The following is a 22,965-nucleotide window of genomic DNA, read 5'->3' as shown; positions in this document are numbered from 1 at the left end:
TGTTTGTCTGATGCTACCTCATTTGTGAAACGACAATTACTAACCAAAAATAACCAAATAATGAGCGATAAAAGATATACGACTTCGGGTATAGAAATTAAAGATGTTTATAGCTCTGCACCTGAAAATAACGAACAGCCAGGAAGTTTTCCTTTCACCAGAGGTATCCAAAAAGACATGTACAGAGGGCGTTTGTGGACCATGCGCCAGTACGCGGGCTTTTCTACAGCAGAGGAGTCAAATAAACGATACCATTACCTTTTAGCGCAAGGTACAATGGGTTTGTCAGTTGCTTTTGATTTGCCTACACAAATTGGCTACGATTCTGATGACGACATGGCCGAAGGTGAGGTAGGGAAGGTTGGTGTCGCAATTGATTCATTAAAGGATATGGAAATTTTGTTCGATGGGATTGAGTTGCAAAAAATCACCACTTCAATGACCATTAATGCCACGGCATCTATTCTACTAGCCATGTACATTGCCTTGGCTAAAAAGCAGGGGGCTGATCTGAAGCAAATTTCGGGAACAATACAGAACGATATTTTAAAGGAATATGCTGCAAGAGGCACCTATATCTATCCTCCGAAGCCTTCCATGCGGATCATCACCGATATTTTTGAGTATTGTAGCAAGGAGCTTCCCAAGTGGAATACCATTTCTATTTCCGGATATCACATTCGTGAAGCTGGTTCAACGGCGGTTCAGGAGTTGGCATTTACTTTGGCAAACGGTAAAGCATATCTTAATGCTGCCCTACAAAAAGGACTTGATATTAACGTCTTCGCAAAGCGATTGTCTTTTTTCTTCAATTGCCACAACAACTTTTTTGAAGAGATAGCCAAGTTTAGAGCGGCAAGAAGAATGTGGGCTAAAATTGTGAAAGATTTGGGTGCTACCGATGAAAAAGCGATGATGTTGCGTTTCCATACGCAAACAGGCGGCTCAACGCTTACGGCGCAGCAGCCACTTAACAATGTAATCAGGGTTTCTAACCAAGCTTTGGCTGCGGTTTTAGGAGGTACACAATCGTTACATACCAATGGCTACGATGAAGCGTTATCATTACCTACCGAAGCTGCTGCAAAAATTGCTTTGCGCACACAACAGGTAATTGCATTTGAAAGTGGCGTTACCGATACGGTAGATCCATTGGCAGGATCGTACTTTGTAGAAACGTTAACAGATGAGGTTGAGGCGGCAGCACATATTTATCTGGACAAGATTGACGCCATTGGTGGATCAGTTAATGCCATAGAGAACGGTTACATACAGCAGGAGATAGCGAACGCATCTTATCAATACCAAAAGGAAATTGAAAGTGGCGAACGCGTTATTGTTGGTGTAAATAAGTTCACGCAAAAGGAAGATGCCTTTGACGATGTTTTTAGGGTTGATGAAACGATAAGAAACATACAAACAGCAAAACTTCAGGAATTGAAGGAGCAACGTAATAATACCGCAGTAACTAAGGCCTTAAACGAATTAAAAAATGCAGCAAAAGGGACAGAAAATTTAATGCCTTTTATATTGATTGCTGTAGAAGAATATGCTACCTTAGGAGAAATAGCAAATTGCTTAAGAGAAGTGTTTGGAGAGTACTAAAATTGATGTGGAAAAATAGTTATTAACATTAATTATTGAGGTAGGCTTGTATATGCTATTGCAGTTTAAGCAGTTACAAAATAATTCAAAAAAATATTCTGAATGTTGATAATTTTTTGAATATTCGAAGTCTCGAAAGTGCACTATCATATGGCACTTAATAGGACTGTAAACCAATAAATTATAGAAACGATATGGAAAAAACTTGTACCGAAGTGTGGAATAGCTGTCTCCAAATTATTAAGGATAATATTCCGAATCAAAGTTTCAAAACTTGGTTCGAGCCAATATCTGCCCTTAAGTTAGAAGGCAAGGTTTTAACCATACAGGTACCTAGTTTATTTTTCTACGAATGGCTTGAGGAACACTATGTTGGTTTACTTAGAAAAACCGTAAAAAAGCAACTCGGAGACGAGGGTAGATTGGAGTACAATATCGTAGTCGACAAGTCGTCGAACACGGGGTCGCCATACACTACTAATATGCCTTCCAATGGTAATGGAGCTGAAGCTAAATCGCAGTCGATGCCTATTCCTGTTGCTATTAATAAAGACATCAAAAACCCGTTTATTATTCCGGGTTTAAAGAAGCTTAATGTAGACCCTCAGTTAAACCCAAATTATACTTTTGACAACTACATTGAAGGAGATTGCAACCGTTTAGCTCGTTCGGCAGGTTATGCTGTGGCAGCAAAACCAGGCGGTACTTCATTTAATCCTTTAATGATATATGGAGGTGTTGGTTTAGGTAAAACTCACTTGGCTCAAGCTATTGGTAACGAAATTAAACGTAACCTGCCTGATAAATTAGTAATTTATGTTTCATGCGAAAAATTCTGTCAGCAATTTGTTGACTCGCTAAAAAACAATACCATTAATGACTTTGTAAACTTCTATCAAGCAATGGATGTAATCATTATGGATGATGTACACAATTTTGCTGGAAAAGAGAAAACGCAAGATATTTTCTTCCACATTTTCAACCATTTGCACCAGTCAGGAAAGCAAATTATCTTAACTTCTGATAAAGCACCTAAAGATTTGGCTGGTTTGGAAGAAAGGTTGTTAAGCCGTTTCAAATGGGGATTATCTGCTGATTTGCAGGTGCCCGATTTGGAAACTCGTGTAGCTATCCTTAAAAAGAAAATGTATGCCGATGGTATTGAATTGCCTGGCGAAGTAGTTGAGTATGTTGCGCATAACATTGACAATAACGTACGTGAGCTAGAAGGAGCAATGGTTTCTTTGTTGGCACAATCTACATTGAATAAGAAAGACATCGATTTAGCGTTAGCTAAACAGATGTTGAAGAACTTTATAAAAAATACATCGAAGGAAATTTCGATGGAATATATACAAAAGTTAGTTTGTGAATATTTTGAGGTGCCGGTTGAGATGGTAAAATCACAAACTCGTAAACGTGAAATTGTACAGGCTCGTCAAATCTCGATGTATTTGTCTAAAAGCCATACCAAATCTTCATTGAAAACCATCGGTGCATTTTTTGGCGGAAGAGACCATTCTACAGTAATTTATGCTTGCCAAACGGTAGAAGATTTAATAGAGACAGATAAGAAGTTTAAGGCTTATGTGAATGACATTCAGAAAAAATTGAAAATGAGCTAATCTTCAATAAAATGATACAAATAAGCCCCGGTGAAATTTCATCGGGGCTTATTCGTTTTTGGGTATGTTATTTTCCTATCGCTTTTCGCACCTGCGGGGCAATTTTCTCTCCGTAGATTTCTATAGATTTCATCATGTGATCATGAGATGGTGCGCCTACATCCATATGAGCTGAAAAACGGGTTAAGCCGAATAGCTCATGCATCATAATGATTTTTTCTGCAGCTTCGTTGGCATCGCCAATAATTAAGTGCCCATGTTTAGATCGGCCAAAGTCATATTGTCCACGTTGGAACGGAGGCCATCCTCTCGATTTTCCAATCCTATCCATTTGTGCCGAGTAAACAGGATAGTAATAATCAGCTGTTGCTTGGCTTTCTTCCCCAAAAAAAGCATGCATGTGTACACCAACTTGAAACTTGTTCATATCATGTCCTGCATCTTCGTAAGCTTGTTTATAATACTCAAACAATGGTTGAAACTGCGCTGGATTGCCACCGATAATTGCAAACATTACTGGTAAGCCTAATTTTCCGGCACGTACTACAGATGCAGGTGTTCCTCCAACGGCAACCCACATTTTCAAGTTATTGTCTACCGCTCTCGGTAATATTTGTTGATCTTTCAGCTCAGGTCTAAACTTGCCTTTCCAAGAGATGGTTTCTTCCTGGTTGATCTTTACCAAAAGGTTGAGCTTCTCATCAAACAAAGCATCATAATCGCCTAAATTGTAACCGTACAACGGGAATGATTCAATAAAGCTTCCTCTTCCCGCCATCAATTCAGCACGGCCGTTTGAAATTAAATCAACAGTAGCAAAACTCTGGTAAAGCCTTACTGGGTCAGATGAGCTTAGCACCGACACCGCACTGCCCAGTTTGATGTTTTTAGTAACTGTTGCCGCTGCAGCCAATATAATTTCAGGAGTTGATACGGCATAGTCAGGTCTATGGTGTTCGCCAATGCCGTAAAAATCCAGACCAACTTGGTCCATCAACTTAATTTCTTCTATTATTTCTTGTAAACGTTGTTGCGCCGATTGTACTTTGCCGTTAGCATCAATTTGTAAATCGCCGAACATTCCAATACCTAATTCCATGTATTTCCTTTCTTTGTTACAAAGATAAAACATGCCAGGTTTAAAGTTTTTGATGTATGTTAAGAAATTTGCTGAGCCAAGAATTGGATGACTTCTTCGTTTTTCCCTGATTCAAACCAAACAGTATCCAAATCTTTTTTAAACCAGGTTAATTGGCGCTTGGCAAATCTGCGGGTATTTTGTTTTATTTTGTCGATAGCGGTGGTTAAATCAGTTGCGCCATCTAAGTAATCGAAAATTTCCGAATAGCCAACGGTTTTTAAAGCATTGAGTTCCCGATAAGGCAGTAGCGATTTTACTTCGTCAATCAATCCTAAATCAACCATTTTGTCGACACGGTGATTGATTTGAGCATAGAGTTGAGCTCTATCCGTATTTAAGCCAATCTTTACGATGTTAAAAGGACGTTGTTTTTTATTGGAAGTTAAAAAGGAACTTAACTTTTGCCCGGTAGATAGCACCACTTCCAACCCACGAATCATGCGCTGCGGATTGCTCTGATCAACTTTTTCGAAATATGCAGGATCCAGCTCTGCAAGCTGTTTTCTAATGGAATCAATACCTTCAGTTGCAAATTGTTGGTTAAGCTGCTCACGAATGTTCAAGTCAATTTCCGGCATGTCATCTAATCCGTTGCACACCGCATTAATGTACAACCCAGAGCCGCCAACCATGATCAAAACATTGTGCTGGTGGAATAGCTGCTCCATTAATGCAAGCGCTTGAACTTCAAAATCGCCGGTGCTAAAAAACTGATTAACGCTATGGGAACCTATAAAATGATGAGGTGCGGCGGCAAGTTCTTCCACTGAAGGCTTTGCCGTACCAATGCTCATTTCCTTAAAAAACTGTCGGGAGTCCGCAGAAATAATCTCAGTTTGGTAATGTTGGGCAAGTTCAATAGCCAATGCTGTTTTGCCAATTGCTGTTGGCCCTACTACCACAATGAGAGTTTTCATGAATCGTAACTTTGAGTTTCGAAATGAATTAGGCGCAATTGACTAATCAGTTGGCTTGATAATTTACGGGTTGATTAGTAGTCTTCTTTATCGTTGCCGTAATCGTCGTTCCCATAATCTTCCTCGCCATCGCCAAATTCATCTTCCTGTTCTTCCTCTTCGTCGCTTTCTTGGGTTTCTTCGGCATTAATTCCTCGTCCGCCCATGGCTTCTAATTCATCTGTATCTTCAGGAACAAAATCCATTTCATTAAGGAAATCGAAATCGTCATTGGCAGTAGTGCTTGCCGCAAAGCTTCCAATATTGCTTTTATCAATAATTTTTGGCGCTTCACCCACGCTTTTTACCAAATATGGATAATCAATTTTCGGATCAGCGTCTAAAATAATTTTGATGAGTTCTACATGAAAATCATAAGGTCTGTCAAAATTATAGATGTAGTAAAATTTCTGATGTGGATCATCAATAAAACTGCTCAATTTAGACTTTTCCATTAACGTTACGCCGTTGTCAATTTTGCGTTGGTTAGGATGGATGGCAATTTCTTCACCTTTAATCCAGTTATCTGTACTTACATAAAATGAAGAAGACTTATCCGCATCATATCCAGTGCTGCGGTGTATGGCCCTATGCAAATCTTCGAAAGTTTGATTGCTCTTAATATCTATCTCGCGGCTAATGTCGTCGTAATCTTCAAAGGAAATCCTAAATCTATAAATTGCCATTTGCTATGAACTGCTTTATTGTGCTGTAAAAATATGAAAAAAATATAATTTTTGAACTCCGTAGCTTTGCAAAGTTGTTTATTGCAAGGCTACCCACATAACTAAAAAACGCAAAAAATGTTCGAAAATTTTTCGTTTTGAGTATGTTGCAACAATTTTGTTAATCGTTTTGCTTAACTGCTTTTAGGCCTAGCTCTTCTGCTTTTTTAAGCATAAAACCAAAAGCTTCATCGTAGCTGTTTTGGATATCTCCTTCTAAAATTGCTTCTCTAATTGCGTTCTTTAGTAATCCCACTTCCTTGCCGGCCGTTAGTCCAAAAGTTTGCATAATATCGTTGCCGCTAATTGGTGGTTGCCAGTTACGTAATTGGTCGCGTTCCTCAACATCTTTTAGTTTTTGCTTAACCAATTCAAAGTTGTTGCGGTACTTTTTGATTTTGTATTCGTTCTTGGTGGTCACATCGGCGTTGCAAAGTAACATCAACGCCTCAATGTCTTCTCCAGCTTCAAATAACAGCCTTCTTACCGCCGAGTCGGTGATCTTATCTTGCGCCAGTACAATAGGCCTTAAATGCAGTAGTACCAACTTTTGCACAAATTTCATCTTCTCATTTAAAGGCAGCTTAAGTTGTGAGAAAATTTGTGGCACCATACGTGCACCTTTATCCTCATGTCCGTGAAAAGTCCACCCGTGGCCCTCCTCAAAGCGTTTGGTTACAGGTTTGGCGATATCATGCAAAATGGCAGCCCAGCGTAACCATAAATCATCGGTGGTTTCGCAAATATTATCCAGCACTTGTAAGGTGTGGTAAAAATTATCTTTATGCGCTCTTCCTTTAACAATGTCTACCCCATACAATTTCGCCATTTGAGGGAAAATCAGTTCAAGTAAACCCGTATCAAAAAGATAATTGAAACCTATAGAAGGTTTCTTAGCTAAGATGATTTTGTTAAGCTCATCGCTGATGCGCTCCTTTGATACAATTTTAATTCGCTCCTTTTGAGATTTGATGGCCTCAATAGCTGCTTCATCAATCTTAAAATCAAGCTGCGTAGCAAAGCGGATGGCACGCATCATGCGCAATGGGTCATCCGAAAAAGTAACAACTGGATCCAACGGCGTTCTGATCAGCTTGTTTTCTAAATCCTCCAAGCCGTTAAATGGATCTACTACATCACCACAGTTATCCTTGTTTAAAGAGATCGCCAAAGCATTGATGGTAAAATCTCTCCTCAGCTGGTCATCTTCCAAAGTGCCGTTTTCCACTATTGGCTTACGAGAATCAGCACGGTAGCTTTCTTTACGAGCTCCTACAAATTCAACTTCTAAATCTGCATGTTTTAACATGGCAGTGCCGAAATTTTTAAAAACCGCTACGTTAGTTTTTAACTTTTGGCCAACTTTTTCTGCAAAAGCAATTCCGTTGCCTAGTACCACTACGTCAATATCTTTAGAAGGCCTTTCCAAATAAATATCTCTTACAAACCCACCTATAACATAAATTTCGGTGTTAGTTTGCTGTGCGGTATCGGCTAAAATTTTAAAAATAGGCGCACTGATTTTTTGTAATAGAGATTTAGTATCGTGAGCCTGTGGATTGGTTTGCATGTGGACAAAGTTAACAAAAAACCCATAATATGCTTTTGCTGCAATGCTTAAAGTAAATTTGGGAAATAGTTAAATACTGTTGCTTGAAGCTATTTCCTAATGAATTCGAATTGTCCGCCTGAGCCCAGTTTAACAATGGTTGATGGCTGTTTAGGCGTATGGTTTTCCTGCTCTAATTCTACGATGTAATCAACTGCAGCCTTAACTTCTTCACTAATTTCATCGAAAAATTTCGGAGTGGGTTGTCCGCTAATATTGGCAGAGGTGGACACAATTGGTTTGCGGAAACGTTGAATCAGTTGCTGGCAGAAATCGTGTTTAGGAATTCTGATGCCCACGCTTCCATCAGCATTAATTACGTTGGAAGCTAAATTTTTAGCATTCGAAAAAACAACGGTTAGTGGCTTTTCGGCGTACTCAATTAAATCGTAGGCCACTTCTGGAATATTGTTAACGTAGCTTTGGAGTTTATTGTCGGTATCAAGCAGTACAATTAAGCTTTTGTCGGCAGCACGGCCCTTAATTTCATTTACTTTTGCGACAGCTTCTGCATTGGTAGCATCGCAACCTAAACCCCATACTGTATCGGTAGGATAAAGAATTACACCACCCGCTTTTAATATCTCTAAAGTTTTGTTGATTTCTTCTTTCATTGCCATGAGACAAAATTAATCATTGATACGTTAGCTCTTAAATCTAATTTATTTTAACACTTTCTGGCGTAACAATTTGACTTTTAGATGTGTTTTGATTGGGTGAGGTCGAAAATATTTATCAGTAAATTTACGTTGATAATTTTGTTGACATACCACATAAAAATACGAACGTTATGAATATGATGAAGAGATTGGGCAGTGTGTTGGTAGTGGTTCTACTACTTGCTGCATGTACTACTACTTTACGTGTTGCTTCTGATTTTGATAAGGAAGGCAATTTTAAAAGTTATAAAACCTACAATTTTTACGATAAAGGCTTAGAAAAGCTTGCAGTTAATGGATTAGACAAGAAGCGAATGATGGCGGCCGTTGATGCTGAAATGCAAGCGAAAGGCTTTACAAAAGCTGATAAGCCAGATTTGTTTGTGAATTTGATTGTAGTTAAACGCGAAAGAACAGATGTTTACGCTAATGGTTTCGGTGGTCCTTGGGGATGGCGTGGCGGCTGGGGTTGGGGCTGGGGACCTGGTTGGGGAGGTGGTATGTATAATGTAGACCGATATGAAGAAGGTACCTTTATCATCGATTTTTTAGATCCTAAAACGAAAATGCATGTTTGGCATGGTAGGGGCAGCGGCTTTAATTTAGATAATTTCAAAAATCGCGAAGAAAGAATTGCCATCGGGGTGAAAGAAATTTTAGCGCAATATCCACCTCAGTCTAACTAGTGTTTTTATAGCCACTTTACTTTTTGATTGGCAATAGCATTGCTGATAGTTGAGATGACGTAATCGAGATCGTATTGCCTATTTAATTGCTGCTGCAGGTTGCGCATGTTTATTTTGGATTGCTCAATCGCTTTCCGCCGTGACATAAATTGCTGAATGCTTTTGAGTATCCAAAATTCACCTTTAAATAGATGACCTATTAGCGTTAAAGTAAATAACTGCGCTAACCAAAAGCTCCTTCTGAAACCTTTAAGATGAATGCTTTGCAGAGTAAAACTGTTGCGGTTGTACGTAATTTTAACGGAGTTACCTTTATTTACCTTTTTGGTGGAAGAACTCACTTGATGGTAGCAATAGGATTGGTGGTCGTAATAGCAAATCCAGCCAGCTTCCCATGCCCGTAGTCCTAAGTCAAAATCTTCAAAATAAAAAGGAGAGTAGATTTCATCAAAGCCGTTTAATAGCTGTAATTTTTTTCTATCGATTAATGCGTTAGCACCTGATAAATAGGTAGTAGACACTTTATTGTTGCCTTCGATATAAAAAAACTTATTGGCCTTAAATTTTCCACCTTTGTAGTAAGGTAGTCGGGCGGTATCTTCCATCTTTTTTCCATCGAAATTCATGATGCGTCCCATCACTCCAAAAGTTTCCACATTTTCAAAATACTGGAATTGATTTTCAAAGTAGTTCGGTGTAAGCTGTACATCAGAATTAAGCAAGAATATCAAGTCTTTTGTAGCTTGTTGGATACCTTTGTTGCAGGTTTTTGAAAATCCGCTATTGACATCATTTTTTAATATAATGAAGTTTGGATAGTTATTTTCAATGAAGCTGATCGAATCGTCTTTCGAGCAATCGTCTATTACTATAAACTCAAAATCAACGTTGCTAAATTCAAGTGCTTCCAAAGTTGATGGAATAAATTGCTCCATCAAATGCTTGCCGTTGTAGTTTGGTAGTATAACCGATATGCTTTTCTTGCTTCCCATACTAGGCAATTTTATCGTAGTTTTTGTACTCAAATAACCTAGCGCCGGTTACCTTTTCTATCCAAGCTAATATTTTCCTTCTCAATGGAAGCTTATTTTTTGATAAGGTTGGATCGAAATTGAACTTCCAATTGCTTCTTTCTACCCGTGATTGGAATACTTTAGGATGTGACTCATTGAAGTGAAAAAGTTCATCTGCATTTTTGTAGTCAAATGCCGACTGCTCTGGATATGTTTCTTCAATCCACTCGTCGTTGGTAGTGTAAAACTTATTGAAGTTGCGCACCTTGTTGGTTAAGCCTTCTGGCGGTTTTACCCATCCGTAATGATAAATGTAGGCATCGATATGCTTTACCTTTATTTTTCTATCATTGTACCTGAAGCCTTGTGCATCTTTGTAGGAGTGTATGCCGGGCAAATTACGAATTACACGAACTTCACGTCTGTACCATCTTCGCGAGTGCGCAACAAAATCATAAGAGCCGTAAAAATGCTTGTAATTAAATAGTAGCCCTTCTATTTTTTTATTGTGCAGGCAAAGCTCCATTTCCTTTTTGATGATCGGCAGATATTTTTCATGCACACATTCATCACCTTGGATATAAAATGCCCAATCTACATCCTTGCTAATGGCTGCGAAAGCTTTGTCGGTTTCCAATGCAAAAGTTCTTCCGCCTTCCCTTAAGGTATCGTCCCAAGTGGTTTCAATAATTCGGATTTTTTCAGAATCGATACTTCTTAGCAACTCCAATGTACTGTCTTCAGAATTGCCATGAGCCACCACAAATTCGTCGCAAATAGGGAGGATAGAAGTGATGGCTTCTACAATGGAATAGTCGTTTTTAACTGCATTTCTGATGAAGGTGAAGCCGGCAACTTTCATTGGTTTTTTATTTATTGAAGAGCGAAATTAAGCAAATGCCAGCTCAATGTGATGATGTATAACAGATAAGTTTTTAACTGAATGCTTTTTTGTAGCATTCCATTACTTGTTCGGCCACTAAATCGTTGTTGAATTTTTGAACGTAAGCCAATGATTTACTTACCATCATTTGGCGGAAATTTTCATCGCTCAACACATTGTCTATTGCTTTCGCTAATTCGTTAGGTTGAGTAGGAGAAACGTAAATGGAATCAGGGCCTCCAGCTTCCTCTAAACAAGAGCCAGTAGCTGCAATCACAGGTAAGTTGCTATTGATGGCTTCAATAATTGGAATACCAAAACCTTCATAAAATGACGGGTAAACAAATAAGCTTGCCGATTGATAAACCGCCGGCAAATCCTCAAAAGTAACGTTGTGCAAAAATAGCACACGGCTTTGTAGTTGATACTTAGCAATGGTATATTTCACCTTTTCGAGGTAAGGTGTAGGTTTGCCTACTACTACTAGCGGGACAGAAGTTTGAGCCTGGGCAAGTGCTTCAATTACTAAGTTGAGATTTTTTCTCTCTTCAATTGTGCCAACACTTAATATAAATGTATCAGGTAATTGGTAACGATTTTTAACCTCATCTAACTTTGTGAAGGTTGCTTTTATTTTGAAAGCCTCATCACAACCCTGATAAACTACATCTATTTTCTCTGGAGCAATTCTGTATAATTCGATGATATCTAGTTTGGTTTTTTCACTAATGGCAATAATTCGATCAGCATTTTGGCAGGCGTATCTGCTTTTCCACTCGTAAATTTTTCTATCAATGAATTTATAGTAATGCGGCTTCCTTAAAAAGATCAAATCGTGTATAGTTACTACTGATTTGATGCTGGTTTGCTGTAGGCCAAATGGAATTTCATGACTCAAACCATGATAAATATCGATTTGATCTGCCAATAACTGCTTCTTTATCCCTAAACCTCTCCACAAAAACTTGGAAGATTTTGGAAGTTCGAGCCTTACATCTGATAAAGACAGTAAAGGTAAGGTACGGAGTTTTTCGGCAACCTTCGGGCTGTAAATAAAGTATTGCTGTGAGGGAAATTTTTTCGCTAAACTTTCGATGATGAACCTGCTGTAATTTCCAAGTCCAGTAAGGTTATTCACCGCTCTTTTTCCATCGAAACCTATTTTAAGCTGAAAGTCTAAAGCCGAAAGCTTAGATCTCGATTGCTCAAGTCCATCACTTTCGGCTTTATTAAATTGATTTTTGCTTTCTGCTTTCACATTAAAGCTTTATACAGCTACATTATTTTCTCTCAATGCATCATTTAGAGAAGTCTTTTTGTCTGTAGATTCTTTACGTTTGCCAATAATCAGAGCGCAAGGCACTTGATATTCACCCGAAGGGAATTGTTTTGTATAAGATCCAGGGATTACCACCGAGCGAGCTGGAACAATACCTTTATACTCCACTGGTGTTTCGCCAGTTACATCAATAATTTTGGTAGATGCAGTTAATACTACATTTGCGCCTAACACGGCTTCTTTTTCTACACGTACACCTTCAACAACAATAGCTCTCGATCCTAAGAAACAATCATCTTCAATAATTACAGGAGCTGCTTGTACTGGTTCCAAAACGCCGCCAATACCTACACCACCACTTAAATGTACACGCTTTCCAATTTGAGCACATGAACCTACAGTAGCCCAAGTATCTACCATTGTACCTTCATCTACATAGGCGCCAATATTTACGTACGAAGGCATCATGATTACACCAGGCGCTAAAAACGCACCGTAACGAGCACTAGCCATAGGTACTACACGTACACCTTTCTCCTTGTAATCCGTTTTTAAATCCATTTTATCGTGGAAAACAAAAGGGCCAGCCTTAGTTTCGCCCATCTGTTTAATAGGGAAATAAAGAATTACCGCTTTTTTTACCCATTCATTGATTCCCCATCCGTTTAGTATGGGTTCTGCAACTCTTAACTCGCCGCAGTTTAACTGTTGGATCACCGTTTCAATGGCTTCAGAATATTCTTTGTATTGTAATAAGCTTCTGTCTTCCCAAGCTTCTTCTATTTGTTTTTTAAGTTCAGCAATCATTGTTGTTTAAAATTTATGCAAAATAAGGCTTTATAAGTTAAAAGTTAAAGAGTTAAATCGTAAAGTTATCGCTTATGTTTTATAACCCTAGCTCAATTATGGCGCTTACTGATGTAAAAATGAACACTCAAGTGCTAAATTTGTTTAATTTTGCACTATGGCAGAGGCAGAAAAATTACGTATTGATAAATATCTCTGGGCTATTCGAATGTTTAAAACTCGAAGCCTTGCTACCGATGCATGTAAAGCGGGACGGGTAAAGCTGAACGGGCAAAACATCAAGCCATCAGCTATTGTAAAAATTGGGGACGTTTATCAAATTAGCAAAGGCATAGAAAAGAAGATAATTGAGGTGATTGATTTTTCTTATAACCGCACCGATGCAAAAATTGCGGTAACTAAGTATAAAGATTTAACTCCTGTTGAAGAAACACATGCCTTCAAATCGGTATTTCATGCGCCAACCTTGAAAAGGGATCGAGGTGCCGGAAGGCCAACTAAGAAAGATCGCCGCGAAACCGATGACCTGCTGGATAGCTTTTTTGAAGAAGACTGATGTACTCTTAATGGTTGTATTGTAGTTTTAAGCAACTATCCAAAACTTTTAAAAGCTTCACACAATAAAAAGTGTTAAAATATGTTAATTATACATAAGATGCTTGATATGAAAGTTTTTAAAATAGCTTTAATCACTAACGAAATCCTTCGCAAAATAGGCTTAGCTAAATTGTACTATTGGTTTAATAAGTAACAATTTAATTATCGTAGCCTAAGCATTAACTTTTTTGTTTAATTTTCATCTCTCTAACTTATTTTTTAGAACAAAGATGAATATCAATCAATTTAAATCGTTTTTTGCGGCATTAGGGGTAGTTACCGTTGGTGTTGCAAGTGCTCAAACGCCTATTAAAAAGTTTATTGATCCTGCAAACATGGATCTTACTGTTAAACCAGGCGATGATTTCTATACTTATGCTAGTGGTACTTGGGTACGTAAAAACCCAGTTCCTGCTAAAGAAACTCGCTGGGGTTCTTTTAACGAACTCCGTGATTTCAATGTAAATGCTGTTAGAAGTTTAGTAGAAGGTGCGGCTGCAGATAAAAGTGCTCCAGCTGGTTCGGTAACTAAACGCGTCGGCGATTTTTACGCTGCTGCAATGGATAGCTTAACCATCGAAAAACTTGGTTATACGCCAATCAAAGCTGATCTGGAAAAAGTAAAACAAATTAACAACCTACAAGGTGTGCTTGATTTTACTACCTACATGCGTACTAATGGTTTAGGTGGCGCTTTGTATGGTTTTGGCGTAGGTCAGGACAGAAAAAATGTAAACAAATACATGGTAAATATCTCGCAAGGCGGAACCTCACTTGGCGATAGAGATTATTACTTGAAAGATGATAGCCGTAGCGTAAAAATCAGAGAAGCTTATGATACCTACATGACTACTTTGTTTAAGCTAATAGGTTATACTGATGCAGTAGCGCAACAAAAAGCAAAAACAGTTTTCACTATTGAGAAAGCTTTGGCTGAAGCTCAAATGAGTCGTTTGGAGATGCGTGATCCTTATAAAACTTACAACAAACTAACTGTTGCTGATTTTAATAAGCTTACACCTGCCATCAACTGGAAAAATACCATGGCGCAATTAAAGGTAAATGGTCAGGATACGGTTTTAATCAATTCGCCTGCTTTCTTTAAATCGTTAAATACGGTATTAACTTCAACTTCGGTTGAAGATTGGAAAACTTATTTAGAGTGGAACGTATTAAAAGGTTCGGCAAGTAATTTAAGTTCGCCATTTGTAAAAGCAAACTTTGCATTTACGCAAGCTCAAACTGGTCAGAAAGTACAAACCCCACGCTGGCAACGTATGTCGTCGTTAACTGATGGCGTACTTGGAGATTTACTGGGCCAGCTTTATGTAGCTAAATATTTCAAACCAGCTGCTAAGGCACGTATGGACGAAATGATTGCCAATCTTCGCAAAGCTTTTGAAATTAGAATTAAAGGTTTGGATTGGATGAGCGATGCCACGAAAGAAAAAGCATTAGCTAAACTTCATGCTTTCAGACCAAAAGTGGGCTACACTACAAAATGGAGAAATTACGATGGTTTAGTGATCAACCGTGCGACTTACTTCCAAAATCTACGTAATGCTGGTAAATGGGCATATAACGAAAACATCGGTCAACTAGGTAAACCTGTTGATAGAGAGCGTTTCGGGATGACTCCTCCAACGGTAAATGCTTATTACAGCCCAACTTTGAACGAAATTGTATTCCCGGCAGGTATTTTACAATTCCCTTTCTTCCACCCGGATGCTGATGATGCCATCAACTATGGTGGAATTGGTGCGGTGATTGGACACGAAATGAGCCATGGTTTTGATGATACTGGTAGCCAGTACGATAAAGATGGTAACTTGAAAAACTGGTGGACTGACGAGGACAGAGCGAAATTTAACGCAAAAACTAAATTATTGGGCGAGCAGTTTGATAAATATGCAGTGCTAGATACAGTTCATGTAAATGGTAAATTTACCATGGGCGAAAACATTGGCGATTTAGGTGGTTTGAACGCTGCTTATACTGCTTTTAAAATGACTAAACAAGGTCAAAGCAATGAGAAAATTGACGGATTTACTCCTGATCAACGTTTCTTCCTTTCTTGGGCACAAGTATGGAGAGGTAATGTATTGCCTGAAACTGCAGCTCAGTTAATTAAAACTGATACACACTCGCCAGGTGAATTTAGAACTATTGGCGCACCTGTAAATATGGATGCTTGGTACCAAGCTTTTGACGTTAAGCCGGGCGATAAGCTTTACAAAAAACCAGAAGATAGAATCAAACTTTGGTAAGTAAAAGTAACCTTAATAAAAAAGCTAATCTGTTAATTCAGATTAGCTTTTTTTATATCCCATCCCATCATCTCATTATCAAATCATCCCATCATCTCATTATCAAATCATCCCATCATCTCATTATCAAATCATCTCATTATCAAATTAGCTCATCATCAAATTATCCCATCATCAAATTAGCTAATTATATTTCGCTTGCGTTTTCTTAGGTAGTTTGCTTAACACCAATTCCCTTGAATGCTCTACACGTTGTTTAAGCTCAGCAATACCAAAAACTTCTAAATTATCTACAAAAATCCATTGTTTTCTGGCGAAATGCGGCGCTTGCTTTACACCATCTCTTGCGGCAAGTTCCTCAAACTCTTCAGGAGTGCATTTTATACAAAAGCCCTGAGTATCTAAGTCAACCAAAACAAAAATTTTCTCCTCAATCATAAAACAGAGGTGCTCCCATTTCATTCCTTCTGTGGTTCCTGCCAAGCTTAGGCAATAAGTTCTGAAAGTTTCAATATCCATTTGGTAAATATACCGATAGTTGATTGGAGAAAAAACTCTTAAAACATTCGCACTGATTAACAGATAAAGAATAAACAATGCAACAATTAGCTTAATTTTGCGCTATGAATATCCTTACTCCAACTGCCGATGGTTCCAATACTTTGTTTAATGAGGAAATAGGAGAGCATTACCACTCGGCTCACGGTGCCTTGCAGGAAAGCAAACATGTTTTTATTGAGGCAGGCCTTAAACATGCCTTGCAACAGTTGCAACAGCCTTCGATAGCAGTGTTGGAAGTAGGTTTTGGTACCGGTTTAAACTTTTTGCTGAGCTTGGCGCATTGCGAAGAGGCAGATATAAAGTTGCATTACCACGCTATCGAAGCTTTTCCGTTAGATCAGCAAACTTTAGTAGCCACAAATTTTGATCAGTATGTGCCAGCGCCAGTTTGGGATGGTTTTTTAAACGCTTATCCTTTGGCAATCAATGCTGAGGTGGAGGTTTCTAGCAATTGCCAATTGCAGGTTAGCCACACTACATTTCAAAACTTCGAAACAGAAAAGCGTTATGATTTATTGTATTACGATGCTTTTTCAGTACGTCACCAACCCGAGCTTTGGACAAACGAAGTGATTGCCCATGCCTGTAAATTTTTAAAGCCCGGTGGCATATTTGTAACCTACGCCATTACTGGAAATCTAAAAAGGGCAGTTAAAAGTTGTGGTTTTGACATCCAAAAATTACCGGGAGCTCCTGGTAAAAGAGAAATGTTGCGTGCGTCTAAAACCATTTAAAGAAATAACTGTCTAAAGTGTATATTTTTTAGTAACTTTTGCAGTAATAGTGCTTATGCAGATACAATTACCTTTTATTGTTAGGCTCACGCTTACACTTTTGGCCATCTTGATGTTAGGTTACCTTGCCATCCTTGGTAAAAGCCTTTTATCGCCGCTCTTGTTTTCCCTGCTTTTGGCTTTTTTGATGCTGCCGTTAGCTAATTTTTTAGAAATAAAATTCCGACTGAACAGAAGCATTGCTACTGTGCTCACGGTATTGATTATGCTAGGCGCATTGTACGGCATAGGACATTTTTTTGCTATTCAACTTTCTGATTTATGGAGAGATTGGCCCCTGCTCGAAAAACAGGTCAGCAACTCTTTCCACGAGTTGCAGTATTGGGTTTCTAAAACTTTTCACGTCAACATCAGCAAGCAAAAAACTTATTTGGCGGATAGTGCCGAAAAAGCCTTGGCAACAAGTGCAACAGTAATTGGAACGACGTTAATTACCTTATCTTCTAGTTTACTGTTTATCGCCTTTACTTTATTGTTCACTTTCTTTATTTTAAATTACAGGCGTTTATTATATAGTTTTCTAACTGCCGTTTTCATTGAAGAACATCGTATAAAAGTAAGCGAAACGGTCATGGAAATTCAGTACATGACGAAGAAATACATCACTGGTTTATTTATACAGATGTTAATTGTAAGTACATTAATGGTGCTTACGCTATCCTTACTAGGCGTTAAATATGCCATTTTGCTCGGTTTGGTGGCTGGGATCTTCAACATCATTCCGTACTTGGGCATTTCTTTAGCCTTAATTATAAGTGTGCTCATTACTTTTGCTACTGCTGGCGCTACAAAAGCTTTTTTTGTATTGTTAACCTACATCGGTGTACATGCCATTGATGGAAATATCCTGATGCCTTTAATTGTTGGTTCAAAGGTCAAAATCAATGCTTTGATTGCTTTTATTGGAATTGTAATTGGAGAAATGTTATGGGGAATATCAGGTATGTTTTTGTGCATGCCTTATCTTGCTATTATGAAAATAGTATTCCAAAAGGTTGATGGACTACACGCTTGGGCCATATTACTTGGTGAAGAGCAGAAAGTGCCAACTGAAAGAAAGAGAAGGTCGTTATTTAAAAAACGGCGCCAACTTGTAGAAAACAAACTATCTGATGAATCACAATAAGTCTACGCATATTCTTGGCACCTCGGCTAATTTGCTAGGTTTTTGCTTCGTAGTGCTTACTTCAAGTAAAATTACTAAAATGAGCGAGGCTTCTTATATTGATGAAGGAGCAACGCTAGCCGTTGTTTGTTTCATGAGCAGCTGCCTATTTTCGTTTCTGGCGATCAGAAGCCAAGTTGAACAAAGGGGACAGAAATTGGAAAAATTAGCAGATGTTTTATTTCTTTGTGGGCTGGTTATATTGTTTTTAACCACCATTTTAATTGCCTTTAATATCATATAATATGCCTGCTAATATTCCTCCCGTAAGTATGCCCACACCTGATGGTGCTTTTTTGAGACTATTGAATGTACTGGATACGTTGCGTACGCAGTGTCCGTGGGACAAAAAGCAAACCATGGAAACGCTAAGGCATTTGACGATTGAAGAAACCTACGAACTTTCTGATGCGATTTTAGAGGGCGATATGCAGGAGATTAAGAAGGAGCTAGGCGATGTAATGATGCACTTAGTGTTTTACGCCCGCATTGCTAAAGAACAGCAGAAATTTGATATTACTGACGTACTTAATGGTGTTTGTGACAAGCTGATTAGTAGACATCCGCATATTTATGGCGATGTTGAGGCTGATACAGAGGAGAAAGTAAAGCAAAATTGGGAAAAGCTCAAGCTAAAAGAAGGAAATAAATCCGTGCTAGGTGGCGTACCAACTTCATTGCCAGCTTTGGTTAAAGCAAGTAGGATACAGGAAAAAGCAAGAGGAGTAGGATTTGATTGGGAAGAAAAGCAACAGGTTTGGGAAAAGGTGGAGGAAGAGCTTCAAGAATTTAAAGCAGAATTTAACATTGCTTCAGATCAGCAAATTGATGCTGAAAAAGCGGAGGCAGAATTTGGAGACTTACTTTTCTCACTGGTTAACTATGCTCGTTTCGTTGATATCAATCCGGAAAATGCGCTGGAGAAAACCAATAAAAAATTCATTAAACGTTTTCAGTATCTCGAAACAAAAGCGAAAGAGAACGGTAAGGCATTGCAAGATATGACCCTTGCCGAAATGGATGTGTATTGGAATGAGGCTAAGAAGTTGTAAATTAGACTAGGCTCAACAATAGGCAGTATTTTTTTACCTTAATTAGCTTAGTATAGATATGGAAAAGGTCCAAAGCGTAGATGAATATATCTCGGCATTTCCTGCGGATGTACAACATGTATTGCAGCGGTTACGTGCTCAATTGCTTCAATTGGTGCCCCAGGCAAAAGAAAAAATTGGCTACGGCATTCCAACACTTACTTTGAACGGCAATTTAATTCATTTTGCCGCCTATAAAAATCATATTGGCCTTTATCCCGGTAGCAAAGCAATAGCGTATTTTGAAGAAGAACTGCAGAATTATCATACGTCTAAAGGTACTGTTCAATTTCCGTTACATGAACCGATACCCATGCATCTAGTCGAAAAAATAGTTACGTTTTGCGTAAAACAGAACTTAAGTAAAAAGAAGCGATAAACTTTTACTTCGACTAGGACGATGCTTCATCAAAACTAAAAAGCGCTGTCAGTTGTTGTAGTCAAAATTGCTAGGCATAAATACTGTCAAAACTTCTACTTTAACAATAGATTTTGTATCTTTTGTCAGTTATTATTAAGCAAACAAAGCTTACAAAAAACCGACAATTAGTGCGTTGCCGTATATACTAGTGTAAAAATCTTATTTAAATAGGGTAACAAAAGCCTTAACAACAACATATTTATTGTGTTTCGGTGTTTATATATAAATACAAAAGTGCTTTATTCCACCAATATGGCGTAATTGTTGATAAAAATATAAAAATCGAGGCGCCGTATTTATAAAACAAATTTATAGTTTAGTGTCGTCCCGATAACATACATATTATGGAAGCTAAATTTTCACCACAAGTAAAAGATGTGATTTCTTTCAGTAGGGAAGAAGCCCTAAGGTTAGGTCACGATTATATAGGCGCTGAGCACTTGTTGTTGGGCCTTATACGCGAAGGGGATGGTATGGCCATCAAGATTTTAAAGTCTTTGGGGGTTGATACGTTGAAGCTTCGCCGTTCCATTGAGGAAGCCGTTAGGGGAACCTCAAGCGTTACAGTTAACTTGGGTAACATCCCATTAACCAAGCAAGCAGAAAAAGTTTTGAAGATTACCTACTTGGAAGCTAAGATATTTAAAAGTGATTTGATAGGTACTGAGCATTTATTGTTGTCTATTTTAAGAGACGATGATAATATCGCTTCTCAAATTTTGTTGCAGTACGGTATTAATTACGAAATTTTTAAGCAAGAAGTTGAAGTGAACAAAAACGGTTTTAGAGATGAAGCTCAAGGTGGTGGTACTGCCGGCGGCGATGATGATTATCAAGAAGAGGAAAGCTTTACTGCACCTAAAAAAGTTTCGGATATTAAATCGAAAACACCAGTTTTAGATAATTTTGGTAGAGACCTTACCCGTGCTGCGGAGGAAGGTAGGCTTGATCCTATTGTAGGTCGTGAAAAAGAAATCGAGCGTGTTTCTCAAATTTTATCACGTAGGAAGAAAAATAACCCAATTTTAATTGGTGAGCCTGGTGTTGGTAAAAGTGCAGTTGCAGAAGGCTTGGCGCTACGTATTGTACAGCGTAAAGTTTCAAGAGTGCTTTTCGGCAAACGCGTAGTTACTTTAGATTTGGCATCGTTAGTTGCCGGAACTAAATACCGCGGACAATTCGAAGAGCGTATGAAAGCGGTAATGAATGAGTTGGAGAAATCTACCGACGTAATTTTATTCATCGATGAAATTCATACCATTGTTGGTGCGGGTGGCGCTTCAGGTTCTTTGGATGCATCAAACATGTTCAAACCTGCTTTGGCAAGGGGCGAAATACAGTGCATTGGCGCAACTACACTAGATGAGTATCGTCAATACATTGAAAAAGATGGTGCACTTGATCGTCGTTTCCAAAAAGTGATGATTGAACCGGCTACACCTGATGAGACGGTAGAAATCTTAAATCGTATCAAAGAGAAATATGAGGAGCACCACGGTGTAACTTATACTGAAGAAGCGATTAATGCCTGCGTTAACTTAACTTCTAGGTATATCACCGATAGGTTTTTACCAGATAAAGCAATTGATGCATTGGACGAAGCTGGATCGAGGGTGCACTTAACGAACATCCACGTTCCTGACAACATCATCGCTATCGAAAGTAAAATCGAAGACATCAAGTTAGAGAAAAATCGTGTGGTGAAAAGCCAGAAATACGAAGAGGCTGCTAAACTACGTGATACAGAAAAAAATCTGCTTGAAGAATTAGATAAAGCTAAAGCGGAGTGGGAAGCGGAAACTAAAACCAAGCGTTACGAAGTAACAGAAGATAATGTTGCTGAAGTGGTTTCGATGATGACCGGCATTCCATTGCAACGTGTTGGACAAACCGATAGCAATAAGCTGTTAAATATGTACGATACTATTGCAGATAAAATCATTGGTCAGGATGATGCAATTAAGAAATTAACTAAGGCAATTCAACGTACAAGAGCAGGTTTGAAAGATCCGAAAAAACCAATTGGTTCCTTCATTTTTCTAGGTCCTACGGGAGTTGGTAAAACTGAATTGGCTAAAGAGTTGGCTCGTTTCATGTTCGATGCTGAGGATTCGCTAATCCAAATTGATATGAGCGAATACATGGAGAAATTTGCGGTGTCCCGTTTAGTGGGAGCGCCTCCAGGATACGTTGGCTACGAAGAAGGTGGACAATTAACTGAAAAAGTTCGTCGTAAACCATATTCGGTAGTATTGTTGGATGAGATTGAAAAAGCCCATCCAGATGTGTTCAACATTTTATTGCAAGTACTCGACGAAGGTCAATTGACAGATAGTTTAGGTAGGAAAGTTGATTTCAGAAACACGATTATCATTATGACTTCTAATATTGGTGCACGCCAATTGAAAGATTTCGGTGCTGGTGTTGGTTTCTCTACTACTGCTAAAACCAGTCAAACAGAAGCGCACAGCAGAGGTGTGATTGAAAATGCACTTAAACGTGCTTTTGCTCCAGAGTTTTTGAATAGGATTGATGACGTGGTGGTGTTCAACTCTTTAGGTAAAGAAGAAATTTTCAAAATTATCGATATCGAATTAAGAGGATTGTTTGGAAGAGTACTTTCTTTAGGTTATGAAATCAAGTTGACTGATGAAGCTAAAGATTTCATTGCTGAAAAAGGTTTCGATAGTGCATTTGGTGCCCGTCCTTTAAAACGTGCTATCCAAAAATACTTGGAAGATCCAATTGCTGAGGAAATTTTGAAAGGCGAAGTTAATGAAGGCGATACGCTAGAAGTAAACTACGACAAAACAAAAGAAGAGATCGTAATTTCTTCATCGAAAGCAAGCAAAAAGAAAAAGAAAGAAGAAGGAGCTTAAATCCTATAACTTCATAATTGAAGCGAGTGCAGAAATCATAATTGGATTTTAGCACTCGCTTTTTTGTGCCATATCAAACTAAAATAAGCTAATCATAAAAGGTTTGGGCTTAAAATATTTAACAGACCCTGAAATAAATTCAGGGTGACGGTACGTTCGACTTTCATCATGCTTTTAACGCCCACTTTTTCTGCAGCGTATA

General features: G+C 38.4%; 21 protein-coding genes. 11 read left to right on the top strand and 10 right to left on the bottom strand.

The window, feature by feature from the left end:
* Positions 1-60: 60 nt before the first annotated feature.
* Positions 61-1,605, top strand: coding sequence for an acyl-CoA mutase large subunit family protein (locus tag ACY2A0_RS04460; RefSeq protein ID WP_461788357.1), 1,545 nt, complete (start codon positions 61-63; stop codon positions 1,603-1,605).
* A 194-nt stretch (positions 1,606-1,799) separates the two neighbouring features.
* Positions 1,800-3,230 carry a chromosomal replication initiator protein DnaA gene (gene dnaA / locus ACY2A0_RS04455; RefSeq protein WP_113636394.1) on the top strand — a complete coding sequence of 477 codons (1,431 nt, stop codon included), beginning with the start codon at positions 1,800-1,802 and terminating at the stop codon, positions 3,228-3,230.
* 67 nt (positions 3,231-3,297) lie between these two features.
* On the opposite strand, the gene ACY2A0_RS04450 is transcribed toward dnaA, so the two are convergent.
* The 5 genes from ACY2A0_RS04450 to ACY2A0_RS04430 all read right to left on the bottom strand — a co-directional run bounded on the left by ACY2A0_RS04450 (position 3,298) and on the right by ACY2A0_RS04430 (position 8,275).
* Positions 3,298-4,362 (bottom strand): LLM class flavin-dependent oxidoreductase, encoded by a 1,065-nt coding sequence (locus tag ACY2A0_RS04450; RefSeq protein ID WP_461788356.1) that lies wholly within the window; start codon positions 4,360-4,362, stop codon positions 3,298-3,300.
* 26 nt (positions 4,363-4,388) lie between these two features.
* The gene (gene miaA, locus ACY2A0_RS04445) at positions 4,389-5,288 is read right to left on the bottom strand and encodes a tRNA (adenosine(37)-N6)-dimethylallyltransferase MiaA (protein WP_461788355.1); all 900 of its coding nucleotides are present in this window, start codon (positions 5,286-5,288) and stop codon (positions 4,389-4,391) included.
* Positions 5,289-5,362: 74 nt separating this feature from the next.
* Positions 5,363-6,013 (bottom strand): IS1096 element passenger TnpR family protein, encoded by a 651-nt coding sequence (locus ACY2A0_RS04440; RefSeq protein WP_461788354.1) that lies wholly within the window; start codon positions 6,011-6,013, stop codon positions 5,363-5,365.
* A 160-nt stretch (positions 6,014-6,173) separates the two neighbouring features.
* A complete protein-coding gene (locus ACY2A0_RS04435; RefSeq protein WP_461788353.1) occupies positions 6,174-7,622 on the bottom strand; it encodes a CCA tRNA nucleotidyltransferase in 1,449 nt (482 codons plus the stop codon).
* An 89-nt stretch (positions 7,623-7,711) separates the two neighbouring features.
* Positions 7,712-8,275 carry an L-threonylcarbamoyladenylate synthase gene (locus ACY2A0_RS04430; protein WP_461791034.1) on the bottom strand — a complete coding sequence of 188 codons (564 nt, stop codon included), beginning with the start codon at positions 8,273-8,275 and terminating at the stop codon, positions 7,712-7,714.
* 176 nt (positions 8,276-8,451) lie between these two features.
* On the opposite strand from ACY2A0_RS04430, the gene ACY2A0_RS04425 reads away from it, so the two are divergent.
* Entirely contained in the window at positions 8,452-9,006 is a 555-nt protein-coding gene (locus ACY2A0_RS04425; protein ID WP_461788352.1) for a DUF4136 domain-containing protein, read from the top strand.
* A 5-nt stretch (positions 9,007-9,011) separates the two neighbouring features.
* On the opposite strand, the gene ACY2A0_RS04420 is transcribed toward ACY2A0_RS04425, so the two are convergent.
* The 4 genes from ACY2A0_RS04420 to ACY2A0_RS04405 all read right to left on the bottom strand — a co-directional run bounded on the left by ACY2A0_RS04420 (position 9,012) and on the right by ACY2A0_RS04405 (position 12,988).
* Positions 9,012-9,998, bottom strand: coding sequence for a glycosyltransferase family 2 protein (locus ACY2A0_RS04420; protein WP_461788351.1), 987 nt, complete (start codon positions 9,996-9,998; stop codon positions 9,012-9,014).
* A gap of 1 nt (position 9,999) precedes the next feature.
* Positions 10,000-10,881 carry a glycosyltransferase family 2 protein gene (locus tag ACY2A0_RS04415; protein WP_461788350.1) on the bottom strand — a complete coding sequence of 294 codons (882 nt, stop codon included), beginning with the start codon at positions 10,879-10,881 and terminating at the stop codon, positions 10,000-10,002.
* A 73-nt stretch (positions 10,882-10,954) separates the two neighbouring features.
* A complete protein-coding gene (locus ACY2A0_RS04410) occupies positions 10,955-12,160 on the bottom strand; it encodes a glycosyltransferase family 4 protein (protein ID WP_461788349.1) in 1,206 nt (401 codons plus the stop codon).
* A gap of 9 nt (positions 12,161-12,169) precedes the next feature.
* Positions 12,170-12,988: a 2,3,4,5-tetrahydropyridine-2,6-dicarboxylate N-succinyltransferase gene (locus ACY2A0_RS04405; protein WP_461788348.1), complete on the bottom strand. Its 819-nt coding sequence runs from the start codon at positions 12,986-12,988 to the stop codon at positions 12,170-12,172.
* A 157-nt stretch (positions 12,989-13,145) separates the two neighbouring features.
* Between ACY2A0_RS04405 and ACY2A0_RS04400 the strand changes: the two genes are divergently transcribed.
* On the top strand, positions 13,146-13,544 hold the full coding sequence (locus ACY2A0_RS04400) for an RNA-binding S4 domain-containing protein (protein ID WP_461788347.1): 399 nt from the start codon (positions 13,146-13,148) through the stop codon (positions 13,542-13,544).
* Between the two features lie 271 nt (positions 13,545-13,815).
* Positions 13,816-15,852, top strand: a complete 2,037-nt coding sequence (locus ACY2A0_RS04395; RefSeq protein ID WP_461788346.1) for a M13 family metallopeptidase — start codon at positions 13,816-13,818, stop codon at positions 15,850-15,852.
* Between the two features lie 183 nt (positions 15,853-16,035).
* Here the strand turns inward: ACY2A0_RS04395 and ACY2A0_RS04390 are convergent, their stop codons facing one another.
* Positions 16,036-16,371 (bottom strand): MmcQ/YjbR family DNA-binding protein, encoded by a 336-nt coding sequence (locus tag ACY2A0_RS04390; protein WP_461788345.1) that lies wholly within the window; start codon positions 16,369-16,371, stop codon positions 16,036-16,038.
* A 104-nt stretch (positions 16,372-16,475) separates the two neighbouring features.
* Here ACY2A0_RS04390 and mnmC2 point away from each other — a divergent pair, with 104 nt between their 5' ends.
* The 6 genes from mnmC2 (at position 16,476) to ACY2A0_RS04360 (ending at position 22,763) form a co-directional block, all read left to right on the top strand.
* Complete coding sequence (gene mnmC2, locus ACY2A0_RS04385) at positions 16,476-17,147, top strand: tRNA (5-methylaminomethyl-2-thiouridine)(34)-methyltransferase MnmC2 (protein WP_461788344.1); 672 nt, start codon at positions 16,476-16,478, stop codon at positions 17,145-17,147.
* 55 nt (positions 17,148-17,202) lie between these two features.
* Positions 17,203-18,333: an AI-2E family transporter gene (locus tag ACY2A0_RS04380; RefSeq protein ID WP_461788343.1), complete on the top strand. Its 1,131-nt coding sequence runs from the start codon at positions 17,203-17,205 to the stop codon at positions 18,331-18,333.
* Positions 18,320-18,616: a hypothetical protein gene (locus ACY2A0_RS04375; protein WP_461788342.1), complete on the top strand. Its 297-nt coding sequence runs from the start codon at positions 18,320-18,322 to the stop codon at positions 18,614-18,616. Before ACY2A0_RS04380 ends, ACY2A0_RS04375 begins: the two co-directional genes overlap by 14 nt.
* Before the next feature lies 1 nt (position 18,617).
* Positions 18,618-19,424, top strand: a complete 807-nt coding sequence (gene mazG, locus ACY2A0_RS04370; RefSeq protein ID WP_461788341.1) for a nucleoside triphosphate pyrophosphohydrolase — start codon at positions 18,618-18,620, stop codon at positions 19,422-19,424.
* A 58-nt stretch (positions 19,425-19,482) separates the two neighbouring features.
* The gene (locus tag ACY2A0_RS04365) at positions 19,483-19,842 is read left to right on the top strand and encodes an iron chaperone (protein WP_461788340.1); all 360 of its coding nucleotides are present in this window, start codon (positions 19,483-19,485) and stop codon (positions 19,840-19,842) included.
* A 386-nt stretch (positions 19,843-20,228) separates the two neighbouring features.
* Positions 20,229-22,763 carry an ATP-dependent Clp protease ATP-binding subunit gene (locus ACY2A0_RS04360; protein ID WP_461788339.1) on the top strand — a complete coding sequence of 845 codons (2,535 nt, stop codon included), beginning with the start codon at positions 20,229-20,231 and terminating at the stop codon, positions 22,761-22,763.
* The last annotated feature ends 202 nt before the right edge of the window (positions 22,764-22,965 follow it).

The organism is Pedobacter sp. (assembly GCF_965249885.1).
In the GTDB taxonomy this organism is placed as follows: domain Bacteria; phylum Bacteroidota; class Bacteroidia; order Sphingobacteriales; family Sphingobacteriaceae; genus Pedobacter.
The sequence above is the reverse complement of the archived record's forward strand: the minus strand, read 5'-3'. Positions and strand labels throughout refer to the sequence as shown.

Excerpts from the sequence above, each read along its gene's own strand:
- ACY2A0_RS04460 (WP_461788357.1), top strand. The coding sequence starts at position 61 with ATGAGCGATAAAAGATATACGACTTCGGGTATAGAAATTAAAGATGTT.
- dnaA (WP_113636394.1), top strand. The coding sequence starts at position 1,800 with ATGGAAAAAACTTGTACCGAAGTGTGGAATAGCTGTCTCCAAATTATT.
- ACY2A0_RS04450 (WP_461788356.1), bottom strand. The coding sequence starts at position 4,362 with ATGTTTTATCTTTGTAACAAAGAAAGGAAATACATGGAATTAGGTATT.
- miaA (WP_461788355.1), bottom strand. The coding sequence starts at position 5,288 with ATGAAAACTCTCATTGTGGTAGTAGGGCCAACAGCAATTGGCAAAACA.
- ACY2A0_RS04440 (WP_461788354.1), bottom strand. The coding sequence starts at position 6,013 with ATGGCAATTTATAGATTTAGGATTTCCTTTGAAGATTACGACGACATT.
- ACY2A0_RS04435 (WP_461788353.1), bottom strand. The coding sequence starts at position 7,622 with ATGCAAACCAATCCACAGGCTCACGATACTAAATCTCTATTACAAAAA.
- ACY2A0_RS04430 (WP_461791034.1), bottom strand. The coding sequence starts at position 8,275 with ATGAAAGAAGAAATCAACAAAACTTTAGAGATATTAAAAGCGGGTGGT.
- ACY2A0_RS04425 (WP_461788352.1), top strand. The coding sequence starts at position 8,452 with ATGAATATGATGAAGAGATTGGGCAGTGTGTTGGTAGTGGTTCTACTA.
- ACY2A0_RS04420 (WP_461788351.1), bottom strand. The coding sequence starts at position 9,998 with ATGGGAAGCAAGAAAAGCATATCGGTTATACTACCAAACTACAACGGC.
- ACY2A0_RS04415 (WP_461788350.1), bottom strand. The coding sequence starts at position 10,881 with ATGAAAGTTGCCGGCTTCACCTTCATCAGAAATGCAGTTAAAAACGAC.
- ACY2A0_RS04405 (WP_461788348.1), bottom strand. The coding sequence starts at position 12,988 with ATGATTGCTGAACTTAAAAAACAAATAGAAGAAGCTTGGGAAGACAGA.
- ACY2A0_RS04400 (WP_461788347.1), top strand. The coding sequence starts at position 13,146 with ATGGCAGAGGCAGAAAAATTACGTATTGATAAATATCTCTGGGCTATT.
- ACY2A0_RS04395 (WP_461788346.1), top strand. The coding sequence starts at position 13,816 with ATGAATATCAATCAATTTAAATCGTTTTTTGCGGCATTAGGGGTAGTT.
- ACY2A0_RS04390 (WP_461788345.1), bottom strand. The coding sequence starts at position 16,371 with ATGGATATTGAAACTTTCAGAACTTATTGCCTAAGCTTGGCAGGAACC.
- mnmC2 (WP_461788344.1), top strand. The coding sequence starts at position 16,476 with ATGAATATCCTTACTCCAACTGCCGATGGTTCCAATACTTTGTTTAAT.
- ACY2A0_RS04380 (WP_461788343.1), top strand. The coding sequence starts at position 17,203 with ATGCAGATACAATTACCTTTTATTGTTAGGCTCACGCTTACACTTTTG.
- ACY2A0_RS04375 (WP_461788342.1), top strand. The coding sequence starts at position 18,320 with ATGAATCACAATAAGTCTACGCATATTCTTGGCACCTCGGCTAATTTG.
- mazG (WP_461788341.1), top strand. The coding sequence starts at position 18,618 with ATGCCTGCTAATATTCCTCCCGTAAGTATGCCCACACCTGATGGTGCT.
- ACY2A0_RS04365 (WP_461788340.1), top strand. The coding sequence starts at position 19,483 with ATGGAAAAGGTCCAAAGCGTAGATGAATATATCTCGGCATTTCCTGCG.
- ACY2A0_RS04360 (WP_461788339.1), top strand. The coding sequence starts at position 20,229 with ATGGAAGCTAAATTTTCACCACAAGTAAAAGATGTGATTTCTTTCAGT.